This window comes from Erysipelothrix rhusiopathiae, assembly GCF_900637845.1.
GTDB classification, from domain to species: domain Bacteria; phylum Bacillota_I; class Bacilli_A; order Erysipelotrichales; family Erysipelotrichaceae; genus Erysipelothrix; species Erysipelothrix rhusiopathiae.
Genome location: NZ_LR134439.1, coordinates 1,645,421 through 1,658,768 on the forward strand (window position 1 = coordinate 1,645,421; position 13,348 = coordinate 1,658,768).

Annotated in this window: 13 protein-coding genes and 1 other annotated feature; of the genes, 1 reads left to right on the top strand and 12 read right to left on the bottom strand. The window is 36.2% G+C overall.

Annotated features, from left to right (window positions below; all coding sequences use genetic code 11):
• Positions 1-50 precede the first annotated feature (50 nt).
• The 6 genes from EL194_RS07925 to EL194_RS07950 all read right to left on the bottom strand — a co-directional run bounded on the left by EL194_RS07925 (position 51) and on the right by EL194_RS07950 (position 6,402).
• Positions 51-368, bottom strand: a complete 318-nt coding sequence (locus EL194_RS07925) for a hypothetical protein (protein WP_034886571.1) — start codon at positions 366-368, stop codon at positions 51-53.
• Between the two features lie 141 nt (positions 369-509).
• Positions 510-1,232, bottom strand: a complete 723-nt coding sequence (locus tag EL194_RS07930; protein WP_003773792.1) for a YebC/PmpR family DNA-binding transcriptional regulator — start codon at positions 1,230-1,232, stop codon at positions 510-512.
• A 17-nt stretch (positions 1,233-1,249) separates the two neighbouring features.
• Entirely contained in the window at positions 1,250-3,625 is a 2,376-nt protein-coding gene (pheT, locus tag EL194_RS07935; protein ID WP_003773795.1) for a phenylalanine--tRNA ligase subunit beta, read from the bottom strand.
• A 9-nt stretch (positions 3,626-3,634) separates the two neighbouring features.
• Complete coding sequence (pheS, locus tag EL194_RS07940) at positions 3,635-4,666, bottom strand: phenylalanine--tRNA ligase subunit alpha (protein ID WP_003773797.1); 1,032 nt, start codon at positions 4,664-4,666, stop codon at positions 3,635-3,637.
• Positions 4,667-4,700: 34 nt separating this feature from the next.
• Positions 4,701-4,895 (bottom strand) — a binding site (T-box leader).
• Positions 4,896-4,934: 39 nt separating this feature from the next.
• The gene (locus tag EL194_RS07945; protein WP_003773800.1) at positions 4,935-5,732 is read right to left on the bottom strand and encodes a metal ABC transporter permease; all 798 of its coding nucleotides are present in this window, start codon (positions 5,730-5,732) and stop codon (positions 4,935-4,937) included.
• The gene (locus EL194_RS07950) at positions 5,725-6,402 is read right to left on the bottom strand and encodes a metal ABC transporter ATP-binding protein (RefSeq protein ID WP_003773802.1); all 678 of its coding nucleotides are present in this window, start codon (positions 6,400-6,402) and stop codon (positions 5,725-5,727) included. Before EL194_RS07950 ends, EL194_RS07945 begins: the two co-directional genes overlap by 8 nt.
• 229 nt (positions 6,403-6,631) lie before the next feature.
• Here EL194_RS07950 and EL194_RS07955 point away from each other — a divergent pair, with 229 nt between their 5' ends.
• Complete coding sequence (locus EL194_RS07955) at positions 6,632-7,981, top strand: FAD-dependent oxidoreductase (RefSeq protein ID WP_003773804.1); 1,350 nt, start codon at positions 6,632-6,634, stop codon at positions 7,979-7,981.
• Between the two features lie 38 nt (positions 7,982-8,019).
• On the opposite strand, the gene EL194_RS07960 is transcribed toward EL194_RS07955, so the two are convergent.
• The 6 genes from EL194_RS07960 to cmk form a co-directional block, all read right to left on the bottom strand.
• Positions 8,020-9,237 (bottom strand): immunoglobulin-like domain-containing protein, encoded by a 1,218-nt coding sequence (locus EL194_RS07960; RefSeq protein WP_034886572.1) that lies wholly within the window; start codon positions 9,235-9,237, stop codon positions 8,020-8,022.
• A gap of 66 nt (positions 9,238-9,303) precedes the next feature.
• Complete coding sequence (locus EL194_RS07965) at positions 9,304-9,987, bottom strand: zinc metallopeptidase (RefSeq protein ID WP_003773808.1); 684 nt, start codon at positions 9,985-9,987, stop codon at positions 9,304-9,306.
• Between the two features lie 52 nt (positions 9,988-10,039).
• Positions 10,040-10,324, bottom strand: coding sequence for an HU family DNA-binding protein (locus tag EL194_RS07970; protein WP_003773810.1), 285 nt, complete (start codon positions 10,322-10,324; stop codon positions 10,040-10,042).
• 55 nt (positions 10,325-10,379) lie between these two features.
• Entirely contained in the window at positions 10,380-11,378 is a 999-nt protein-coding gene (locus EL194_RS07975) for an NAD(P)H-dependent glycerol-3-phosphate dehydrogenase (protein WP_003773811.1), read from the bottom strand.
• Positions 11,378-12,688: a ribosome biogenesis GTPase Der gene (gene der / locus EL194_RS07980; RefSeq protein ID WP_003773813.1), complete on the bottom strand. Its 1,311-nt coding sequence runs from the start codon at positions 12,686-12,688 to the stop codon at positions 11,378-11,380. The genes EL194_RS07975 and der overlap by 1 nt, the downstream gene beginning before the upstream one ends.
• A complete protein-coding gene (gene cmk / locus EL194_RS07985; protein WP_003773815.1) occupies positions 12,681-13,343 on the bottom strand; it encodes a (d)CMP kinase in 663 nt (220 codons plus the stop codon). The genes der and cmk overlap by 8 nt, the downstream gene beginning before the upstream one ends.
• Between the last annotated feature and the right edge of the window lie 5 nt (positions 13,344-13,348).

Here is a 13,348-nt window from a genome sequence, read left to right on the forward strand (position 1 = left end):
TTCAAAATCTTAAGGTTTTTTATTATTTTAAAGCCATTAAATACTTCAGATTATTTATTGAAGATATCTTTTGCTTTATCCGTTAAATCTTCAGCGGTTTCTTTAGCTTTTTCGGACAAATCTTCAGCAACTTCTTTACCCTTAGTCACTGCATCAGCTGTCATATCGCGACCTTTTTCAAGTACATCTTCAGCAGCTTCTTTGGCTTTGCCACCAAATTCATTCATCTTTTCAGATGCTTCTTTAGTTACTGACTCTGTTTTTTCACCAAGATCTTCAGCGGTTTCTTTGGCTTTTTCACCCAAATCATCAGCAGAGCTCTTTGCCTTTGCTGCAAGTTCTTTTGCTTTGTCTAATAAATTTCCCATATCATAAAGCCTCCCTTTTTGTATATGTTGATTATACCGTATATCATACGAAGCAATCAAAGGTTTTGACTCAATCCTTACATTCTTCATCAAAGGTTCACAAAAAACCTCTAGTGCTTAAACTAGAGGTTATCTAAATAATTAATCTTCAAATTTTACGTTGTGATATACTTCTTGAATATCTTCAACTTCGTCAAACATCGCTTGAATTTTTCTGAAATTATCAGCATCTTCGCCTTCAACCGTTACGTATTCATTTGGTAAATAGGTAATTTCAAGCACGTCAAATTGAATCTCACCCAATTTGCTTTCAAGTGCTTCTTTTGCTTTATGTAGGCTTGTCGTATCAACAGTGACAGTCATATGACCTTCTTCTTGTTCAATATCGATAAGATCTACTTCATTTTCTAAAAGAATTTCCATAATTGTTTCTTCATCACTGGATTCAAATGACAACAAACCAACGTGCTCATAGCCATGCACTACGGAACCATTTACACCGATTTTACCTTTAGATTTTGTAAAGCAATTTCGTACTTCACTGTATGTACGGTTATCATTATCTGTTAAACATTCAACGATAAATGACGATGCGCCCGGTCCAAAACCTTCATAACGAACTGCGTGATAGTTCTCTTCAGAACCACCCTTCGCTTTATCAATAGCACGTTTAATAACATCCGCAGGAACTTGTTTAGTTCTTGCTTCATCAATGATGCGTTTTAAACCCACATTCATCTCAGGATCAGGAATTCCAGCTTTCGCTGCCATATAAATTTCTTTTCCATATCGTGAATACACTTTCGTTTTAGCGGCCGCTGTCTTTTGCATCGACGCCTTACGAACTTCAAATGCTCTACCCATATTTTTACCTCCTAATGTTATCGCACTTCAACGTTGAAACGTTTTTTAAGTTCTTCAATCACTGCACTCATTATATCATTAATTTCCTCTACCTCGAGGGTACGGTCTTGCCCAAAAGACAATTGGAATGCAATGGATTTCTTATTTCCTAATTTTTCTGACGTAAATACATCAAAGACATTTAAATCAACTAAATATTTTCGAGATACTTTTTCAATTGATTGAATTAAATCACTTACTGCAACTTCATTATCACAAAGAATTGCTAAATCTCGAGTCATTATTGGATATTTTGCTACTGAAGTCGCTTTAATTGCACCTGCTTTTTGCCCTAAAAGATAGTCCAAATCAATTTCTAAATAAATTGGGTCTTTTAAGTCATATTCTTTTGCATAAAGAGGATGCAATTGTCCAATAACACCTAAGTGTTTACGATCAAATAAAATCTCTGCACTCTTGAATGGATGGAATTTTGTATCATCAAAGCCACTTTGCTTAAACTGGAATCGTTTTTCGTTAAAACCGAGTTTTTCAAATAATTCCATGATCATCCCTTTGAGCGTATAGAAATCTAAAGGAATATCAGTTTTGGTCCAATTTTGATTCCATAGCGATCCTTGGCCAATAACGCCCAAACGATTTGATTTCGCCCCTTTAGCATATACTGAAGATTGTTCAAAGAAGAGTACATCTGAAATCTTGTGCGCATTATTATATGCTAAAACTTCAACCATCGATGGTAACAAGTGTGTTCTTAAATAAGCACGTTTGTCACTTATCGGATTCGCTAGACGAATTGGTGACCCTAAACTTTCAGAACCAACAGTCTTTGATTCATCAACAAGTGTATAGGATAAAATTTGATCAGCACCAAATCCAAGAAGCACATCTTCAATCATTCGTGCCTTAAGTTGTTGATCATTGAGATTACCAAGCGTTAAATCCATTAATGGTAATGTTTCATCCATAACATCATAGCCAACAATTCGAATTACTTCTTCAATTAAGTCTTCTTCAATTGCAATATCTTTACGGTACGACGGTATGGTACACGTGATATTACCATCCAAATTTTGAGGTTTAAAATTTAGACGCTCAAAAACATTGATAATTTCTGCTTCTTCTAAAGCTGTTCCAAGGTATTTATTAATGCGATCAACGGTAATTGATACTACAACCGGTGTACTGTCAAGTGAACCCCATTGAACAGTTTCTTCAAGTGCTGATGCACTTGCATACTCCATTAAAAGTGAAACTGCACGATCCATTGCTTGTTTTGAAGCATTATTATCCATTGGTTTGGTATAACGTGTGGAAGATTCACTACTTAAACCCAAACGTGTTGCGGTTTTACGCACTGAAACATGATTGAAGCGCGCTACTTCAATTACAAGTCCTCTTGAATGAGGTTGAATCATGGAATTTCCAAGACCCATAATCCCTGCAATCCCTACTGGAACCGAACCATTCATAATAACAAGGTCATTTTTTTCTAGATCATATGTTTGACCATCAAGTGCCTCTACGGTTCCTTCAAAATCATCACGAACTGACAAATCTTGATTTTTCAAGAAATCAATATCGTAAAAGTGCATTGGATGACCTGTTTCAAGCATAACAAGATTTGAAATATCTACGACATTATTAATCGGCTTAATACCGGAACCAATAAGTGCTTCACGAATCCAAGCTGGAGAAGTGCCAATTGTTATATTACCAATCACTTTTCCTAAGAACAGAGGTGATTTTTCAGTATAAGATTGAATCTTAAGTTCTGTCTCACTGCCAGTATCCGATGCACCATCAAATTGAGGCAAAGTAAGTTCACGTCCAAATAATGCACTTACTTCATGCGCAATCGAAATTATCGACATAAAATCAGATCGGTTTGGTGTCTGAGAAATATCAAGAATTTCATCATCCAATCCGAGCGCAACTGCTGGATTACTACCCGGTTCTGCTTTAGGAAGAACAACAATTCCTGTTTTTTGTTCTTCTGTTTGGAATTTTTCAGCAACTCCCAATTCATTTAGGGAACAAATCATTCCATTGGATTCAACACCACGAACTTTTGAGGCTTTGATATTAAAATCACCAGGTAATACTGCTCCGACTTGCGCAACACAAACATATAATCCTGCTTTAATGTTTGATGCCCCACATACAATTTGTTCAACACGATCACCTAAATCAACTTGACAGACGTTTAGATGATCACTATCCTCATGCGGAACACATTCTAATACATGCCCCACCGTTAAATGTGTTCCGTGAATTAACGGTTCAATTCCTTCAACTTCTAACCCTGCGTTTGTTAAGGTATCCGCAAGTGTTAATGTGTCAATATCTGCAATATCTACATATCTATTTAATAATTTTCTACTAACTAACATTCTAACCTCCTACTCAAAACGCTTAAACTGATCAATGAAACGTTTATCATTTGTATAAAATGATCGGATATCATCAATACCATATTTAAGCATTGCTATACGTTCAACTCCGATACCGAAAGCAAATCCTGAAAGTGTTGGGTCATCATAACCTGCAGCACGCAAGACGTTAGGATGAACCATACCACCACCAAGAATTTCGATCCAACCTGTATCTTTACAAATACTACATCCTTTACCACCACAGATATGACAAGTTACATCAATCTCAACACTTGGCTCCGTAAATTGGAAATAACTAGGTCTAAAACGTATTTCACGACTTTCGCCAAACATTCTTTTCGCAAAAAGGTTTAAAGTACCTTTTAAATCCGACAAGGTGATTCCGTGACCTAATACTAAACCTTCCATTTGGACAAATTGATGGGAATGTGTCGCATCATCGTCATCACGTCGATATACTTTTCCAGGACAAATTACTTTCACTGGAACGGATGGTGCATATTCTTCGAGCGCACGCATTTGAATTGCCGTTGTGTGGGTTCGAAGTAAGGTATGTTCATCAATAAAGAATGTATCTTGCATCTCACGAGCTGGGTGATCTTGCGGAATATTAGCACGCTCAAAGTTATATAAATCAAGTTCAACTTCGTCACCTTCGACAACTTTATATCCCATTTCTCTAAAGAAATCTTCCATTTCACGACGCATAAGAATGAGTGGATTTTGACTTCCTTGTTTAAATTGAGTTCCAGGTAATGTCACATCAATCGCATCTTTAGCCATATCTTTTTTTAATTTAACTGCCTCTAAGTCTGTTTGTTTTTCTTTAAGTGCAGACTCAATACTTTGTTTCGCTTCATTCACGCGTTTACCAAACAATGGTTTTTCCTCATTTGATAAATCCTTCATTTGTCCCATAACTTTCGTTAAAAGACCTTTCTTACTTAGATATTCAATACGAACATCATTTAAGTGCTCAAGAGTCTCTGCCTTTTTGATTGCTTCAATCCCTTGATTCATAATCTCTTTCAAGTCCATATAAATCCTCCTTAAACATAAAAAAAACCGCACGTCCAGGAACGTCAAGCGCGGTACCATCCTGATTTATACAAATAATGTATACATCTCTTCGTTTTTAACGCAAACGAAACGTAAGTGATTAGCTTCTCTCCAAGATGAATTCGCAGGTTATCAATCAATAGTTCCATCAACCCTATTGTTTCTATAAAAGATGTTGCCTGTTACTAATTCTCTTCAATGATTTTTATCTTCTCTATTATAACTAAAAGCGAAGGTAAATTCAAGATTACCCTCGCTTTAATACAGCTTTTATTATAATAAGTAAAACTAATACCCCAACACCCAAAAGCACAATCGTTCCACCAGGAGCAAGATTGAGGGTATATGACAGCGCAAGCCCTAGCCACACAAAGGTTAAGGAAAATACAATTGCATAAAGCATTGTGGAGCGATAACTCTTTGAAACTTGTATAGCACACGCTGTAGGAATAACCATAAGTGATGAAACGATCAATGCACCCACAATTCGTGATGCAATCGAAACCGTGATTGCGGTAAGAATTGTGAATATCAATGAAATGCGGTTTGTGTCAATACCTGAAAGAAATGCGGATTTTTCGTCAAAAGCGAGATAGAAAAATTCACGATAATATCGAATTGATACACCAATAACTACCAAACTGAGTAAAATCGCAAGTAAATTATCACTATCACCGATTGCGACAATACTACCAAATAGAAAACTATTAAAATTCGCCGGGTTTTTCACAAAGCCAAGCAAAACACCTGACAAACCGATTCCAAAGGACATGATAATCGCAATCGCAAGTTCTTGATATTTCCCAAATTTCTTTTGTATAAACTCAATGCTCAACGCAGCAACCAAGCTTAATGCAATCGCCCCAACAATTGGATTAAAACCGAGAATTAACCCTATCGTAATACCACTTAGAGAAACATGTGATAATGCATCACCAATCATCGACATTCTTTTGAAAACAACTACAACACCAATGAGTGGTATAATGACCGCTAACAAGCCACCAACAAGAAATGCAGTTCGCATAAATTCATATTTAAACATGAGTCTTCACCTCTTGAACCTTACGATCTTTCACTTCAAAAATACGATTAATTTTTTGTACATCATGGTCTAAGTTATGGGTAACCATTACGATAGTCATTTTTTGATCTTGATTCAGTTTTTCAAGAAGTTGATATAAGTTTCGTATCGCCTCTTGATCTAAACCATTGGTCGGTTCATCTAAAAATAATACCTTTGGCTCTACGATTAATTCTCGTGCAATTAATACACGCTGCAATTGCCCACCTGAAAGATTGTTAATCATTTCTGAGGCATATGCTTCCATACCGACGCGCTCAAGTGCTTCAAGTGCACGTTTTTTACGTGACTTATTATAAAAATTAAAAAAACTCCCTTTGGAAAGTCTTAGCATCACGATTTCCAACGACGTCGCCGGAAAATCCGCAACACCCAATAATCCACCTTGTGGAACATACCCTATATCGTCAAACTGACTAAAGGCATCGATGGGCTCGTCTAAAAGTGTTACCGTTCCTGATTGAGCCTTCTCAAAGCCCAAAATAACTTTAAGAAGCGTCGATTTCCCCGACCCATTTGCTCCTGTTAAAGCTACAAAATCCCCTTCATCAATCGCAAAGGATACGGACTCTAAAATATTGTTTTTAGAATATGAAAAATCCATATTCTCTAATTTAAGTATCGATTTCATGCCATCTCCTTATATATTTTCATTCTTTATTTTTATTTATAAATACCAATTATTTTTATGATAATCACACTGAAATATACGAATCACAACCATATGCAAATGGTTCGCAACAACTATTATATGTTTGATTTAATTCTGTGTCAACAACAGTTATTCGTTTACGGTCATATCACTCAAATTTCATTTTAAACATTGGTATAATAAGCGTATACATTAAGGAGGATTATGTATGAAAGTTGTAGTTATTGGTTGTACACATGCAGGTACATCCGCAGTTAAAGCGATTATTAATGAAGACCCTACTGCTGAGGTAAAGGTTTTTGAACGTAATGATAATGTGTCATTTTTATCATGTGGAATTGCTTTATATATCGGTGGTGTTGTAAAAGACGCACAAAGTTTATTTTATTCAAGCCCTAAAGAACTTGCAGAATTAGGCGCAGATGTTAATATGGAACATAATGTTACAGATATTGATGTTGAAGCAAAACGCGTATCTGTTACAAATTTACTTACAAATGAAACTTTTGAAGAAACTTATGATAAGTTAGTTCTTACAACAGGGTCATGGCCGATTGTTCCACCAATTCCAGGAATTGAAGCTGAAAATATTATGTTATGTAAAAACTATAATCAAGCTCAAGAAATCATCGCACGCAAAGACAAAGCTGAAAAAGTTGTTATTGTTGGTGGTGGCTATATAGGTATTGAACTTGTTGAAGCATTCGGAGAGTCTGGTAAAGATGTAACTTTAGTTGACGGACTTGATCGAATCCTTAATAAGTATCTAGATCCTGAGTTTACTGATGTATTAGAAGCAGACCTCACAAACCGTGGTATCAAACTCGCACTTAACCAAACTGTACAAGAGTTTAAGTCCGATGACAATGGAAATGTAAGTCAAGTAATTACTTCTGCGGGAAGTTATGATGCAGACCTCGTAATTATGTGTGTAGGATTTAAACCAAGTACAGAATTAATTAAGGATAAAGTTGAAACCTTGCCAAATGGTGCAATTAAAGTTAATGAGTATATGCAAACAAGTCGTCCTGAAATCTATGCTGCTGGTGATAACGTAGCAGTTCACTATAACCCAACAGGTGACCATGCTTATATTCCTCTTGCTACAAATGCAGTTCGAATGGGTACACTTGTCGGAAAGAACATTCTTGAAAATAAAGTTAAATACCGTGGAACACAAGGTACTTCTGGATTATACCTCTTTGGATATAATATTGGCTCCACTGGAGTTACCGTTAATTCAGCACCTTTCTTTGGCTTAGACGTAGATTCAGTACTTGTTAAAGATAACTACCGTCCTGAGTTCATGCCTACAACTGAACAAGTGATGATGAAACTTGTGTATGAAAAAGAAACACATCGTATTGTCGGTGGTCAAGTAATCTCAAAATACGATATTACTCAATCCGCCAATACACTTTCACTAGCAGTTCAAAACAAAATGACAATCGAAGATTTAGCTTATGTTGATTTTTTCTTCCAACCACATTTTGACCGTCCTTGGAACTACTTAAATATACTTGCTCAAGCTGCAGTAGAAAAAGAATCCAAAAAATAATTAACGTTTTCGTATTGATGAAAGAATTTCTACTTTCATCAATACGATTTTTTTATATACTTTTTCCGCCTCAACAATGTATCTCTTAAAACAGAGTCAAACGAACTCTGATTCCAAATTTTTAAATGTGCTTTTTGCAGGCTCGAATCACTAAGATATCTAAAGTATGTTGGTATCATTTCCACAACAACTTTCCGACACGATTTTACGCTTTGATTTCGAAAATTCGTTACGGAGTAACATGTCTGATACGTTCCTGGGATCCTTTCATTAACATTATTCGATGTAACCTTTATCCGTTGTGAAATATTCTTCTGATCGTAATCAACCGCCTTTACACTTTTAAAAACATCATAAGGTTGATATTGACTGATTGAAATCGGTTGAGCATCAAGCTTCGGTATCCGATTTCGTATTTTAAGCTTCATACTTCCTCCTGTATAGTTCACAAACGTGCTTGGTATATAGACTGTGACATCATTTCCTTCAATTAACCGTTGTCGCCCATCAACACAACCCGATTGTTTTGCTCCAACTTTGAAATAAGAAACAATTCCTTTATACTTGGTTACATCTTTTATTTTTTGAAACACTGCACCTTGACGATAAAAAGATGTATTTCCATGAGAAAGTGAACAATTCTGTCCATACTCAACTACTTTGCCTTCATACGACGGAAACGGTGTAGCCGTTGCAATCAGTGTATGATAATACACTGTAATTCCTCCTTGTTTAAAAACTGAGTCAATCAAATAGTCTTGACCTTCATACTGATGCGATATAGATTTCATGCTTGTTAGATATAAAGGCACCTCTACGCTACGATGTGTTTGTCTATGGTATATCTCTAGTGTCAAAGCGTAATCACCTTCTAACAAGGTATCAAGCGGTATAGAGCCCGCAAAACCTACATTTTCATAATGATGATTACAGGATTCTTGATTCATCTGATTATCATCACATAAGCGATAACCTCGATAAGACATGATTCGAGTCAGATTTACGGAATTTAGTGACAATGGGAATACTTTATGAGAAGGACCCGTTAAATGGAGTCGATACTCATGAGTCGAACTATCATAGTAATTTTGATAATCTCTTACAAACGCCCACCCTCTCAAATGAAGCATTTTTTTATCAAACATCACTTCAAGTAGCTCATTTGGAACGTGTCGTCGATCATCGATATATTCACATTTAACCCTTGTCGTGAAACAAAACATAAATACAAATAAAAAAAATAAGTAACAACGCATATTCATCCCCTTATTTAAATAAACACGATACATAGTCGGACATAAAAAAAAGACACACTTGGTGTCTTAATCATTGCGACGATTATAAATCGCAATATATCGAAGAATACTTAATAAAGTTCCAACTAACGCTGCAACATAGGTAAGAGCCGCTGCTGTTAACATTTTTTTTGATCCTTGAAGTTCCCCAGAATCAAGCAATGATTCTTGTTCTAAGATTTTAATTGCTCGTAATGACGCATCAAATTCCACAGGAAGCGTCACTAATTGAAAAATCGCAATTACACATAACAGAATAATTCCAATTTTGAGAAACTGTGGACTTCCAAACAGACCAATCATGATCGGAATCATACTGAATTTACTTGCGACAATCGCAAACGGTAAAACTTTATTACGTAATGCAATAAATCCGTAATTTTCAGCATGTTGTATGGCATGACCACACTCGTGAGCTGCAACTGAAACTGAAGCAATACTTGTTTCGTGATAAACCTTTGGTGATAGAGCCACAACTTTTTTTGTTGGATCGTAATGATCACTCAATTCACCACCACTTGATTCAACAACTTGAACATCATCAATATTTTTAAGATCCAAAATACGACGTGCAACTTGTGCACCGGACAAATGTTCAAATGTATCCACTTGGCTGTATTTGCTGTAAGCAGATTGAACATACATCTGTGCAGCAAAAGATATTATAGCGGCAAGGATTACAAATCCATAGCCGACACCCATTAAACCCATACTAACCTCCACTATAGAAAAAGGAGACAGGCTCCTTTTTTAAAATCATTTATTATTTAACTGCGTCTTTAAGAGCTTTCGCAGGTTTGAATCCTACACTGTGTGATGCAGCAATGCGGATTTTTTCTTTTGTTTGAGGATTAAAACCATCACGCTCTGCACGATGACGAACCTCAAATTTTCCAAAACCAGCTAAATCGACTGTTCCCTTATTTTCGAGAATTTCTTTTACCTCGTCTAGGAATGTTTCGATAAATTCATTTGCTTGTTTTTTACTAATGTCTAATTTGCCAGCGATTGACTCGCTTAATAATTTCTTGTTGTATGTTTCACTCATATTGAAACCTCCATTTCATAATCAAATAATAGCATTATAACTGCTGTCTGACAAGTTAAATACGCTCAGGTTTCAAATCTCTCACCATTAATTCACTTATGGCTTCAGAAGGGCGTTTTTCCTCATATATAATTTTATATATTTGTTCAGTAATCGGCATATCAATGCCCTCTTCCACTGCAATTTCATAAACTACTTTTGCAGCAAAAACACCTTCTACAGTTTTTGTATTATGATCTAGAAATCCAACAGCTGAATTTTTTTGACCAATTTCCATTCCTGCTTGGAAATTTCGTGAGTGGACCGATGTAGCTGTAACGACGAGATCGCCAACACCACAGAGCCCAAGATAGGTTTCAGGTTGTCCACCCATGTGAACACCAAATCGTTGCATCTCAGTTAAACCACGAGTTATTAATGCAGCACGCGCATTATCTCCCGCATCCAATCCTGCAGCGATGCCACTTGCAAGCGCAATGACATTCTTGATTGCTACACCGTATTGTGATCCTATTACATCATCATTGGTGTAAACTCGAAAATAATCATTCGAAAATAGAACTTGAATTTCTTCGGCAAGAACAGGATTATCCGACACTGCATTAATTGTTGTGATTTTTCTTAGCACAACTTCTTCTGCATGTGAAGGACCGATTAAACTCACAACACCCTTCAATTTATTTGAATCAATGACGCGTTTGATAACATGATCAAGTAATTCATGCGTTGTAGGATGTAATCCCTTCGCAACATTGATAATAATGACAGGATTACTTAAATGAGCATTCAACTCAATACAAACTTCCTCTACAGCGCCTGTTGGCACTGCAAGAAGTATAATTTGAGAGTCTAATATGTCTTCGAAATTTTGTGTAGCATCTAATCGTTCGTTAAGTTTAACACCAGGAAAAAATTCTTCATTTAAATGATATAGATGTACATCTACAACCTGATCTAACTTACGTCCCCACATCATAACTTCATGTCCATTATCCGCTAAGACTTGACCTAAAGCAGTTCCCCAACTACCAGAACCTACAATTCCGATTTTCATTAAGCTCCCCTCTTTCTAATTAGAATTCTAATTGGCGTCCCTGTGAAATCAAAGGCATTTCTCAGAGCATTTTCTAAATAGCGTTTATACGAGAAGTGACACAACTCGGGATCGTTTACAAAAATAACAAATGTTGGTGGCACTGTACTAACTTGTGATGCATAGAATACTTTTAAACGTTTTCCATTGTGTGATGGTGGCGGTGTAAGCATTACAGCATCATGAATTACTTCATTGATTACACTTGTACTGATACGTTTAATACTGTTTGCATGAACATCTTCAATAAGCGGAATCAACGTATGAACACGTTTACGTGTTAATGCAGATACAAATACAATCGGAGCATAGGATAAGTACATAAATTCACTGCGAATAACTTTTTTTACATCTTCCATCGCAGTTTCTTCTTTATCTACAACATCCCATTTATTATAAACAATAATGATTGGCTTTCCTGCTTCGTGCGCAAACCCAACAACATGTTTGTCCTGTGCACGTATACCTGCTTCACCATCGATTAAAAATAACACAACGTCACTTCGATCAATTGCACTCATAGCACGTAATACTGAATATTTTTCTACATCTTCATAGACTTTACCGCGTTTACGAATTCCCGCAGTATCAATGATGACATAATCACGTTCATTCATTCTAAAAGGTGTATCGATTGCATCACGTGTCGTTCCTTCGATATTCGAAACAATAACACGATCTTGATTCAACATTGCATTTACCAATGAACTTTTCCCTACATTAGGGCGACCAATGGCACAGAAGCTAAGTTCATCCTCATACATCGTAATCCCGTCTTGTGGTAATTTTTTAATGACCTCATCCAAAAGATCACCTAAACCGATACCATGTTCACAAGATACTGCAAAAGGTTCATCATAGCCGAGTGCATAAAACTCGTAGATATCCGATACAAATTGAACATCATCTACCTTATTTGCCGCAATGATGACAGGTTTGTTTGTTTGTCTTAAAAGACGTGCTATAAACTCATCATCTGTAGTCATGCCTTCTTTAGCACTTACAACGAAGAGAATAATGTCCGCTTCATCGATAGCGATATCAACTTGCATTTTAATTTCTTCTTGGAACGGTTGGCCTTCCATTTGAATTCCACCCGTATCAATAAATCTTAAATCTTTTGTTAACCATGTGGTCTTTCCATATAGACGATCACGTGTAACCCCTGCTTCATCATGAACAATAGAAATTCTCTCACCCATAATTCGATTAAACAGAGACGATTTCCCTACATTAGGACGGCCAACGATTGCTACTACTCCATCAATCATTCAAATTCCTACTCTCTATAATATTTACTATTTGTGATACAACTTCTTCAATTGACATCGAAGTTGTATTTATTTCAATGGCATCTTCAACTTTAATCAGTGGTGATTCTTGACGATTCATATCGCGCTCATCACGCTCAACTAAATCAGAATGAACTTCTTCATATGTTGTTTTAATTCCATTTTTTATCAATTCGTTATATCTTCTACGCGCGCGAACACTCGCATCTGCGGTTTGAAATATCTTTACTTCAGCATCTGGAAGAACAACTGATGTGATATCACGTCCATCCAAAACAAATCCTTTTTTTGAAGCGATGTCTCGTTGAATTGATACTAAAACATCACGAACTGATCTATGTTTAGATACTTGTGAAGCAGCTTTCGAAACTTTATCGTTTCGAATAAGAAGTGATACATCCTGCCCATTTACTAAAATCATATTTTCTTCGGGCAATTCGATTTTCAAATCTTTAACGATATTAAAGCATGCTTTTTCATCATTTAAATCAATATCTTGATTCAAACAAATTAGTGCAACTGCGCGATACATTGCACCTGTATCGATGTGCACAAATCCTAATTTTTTTGCTAATTGCTTAGCGATGGTGCTTTTCCCCGACGCACTCGGTCCATCAATTGCTATATTAAACACAAAAA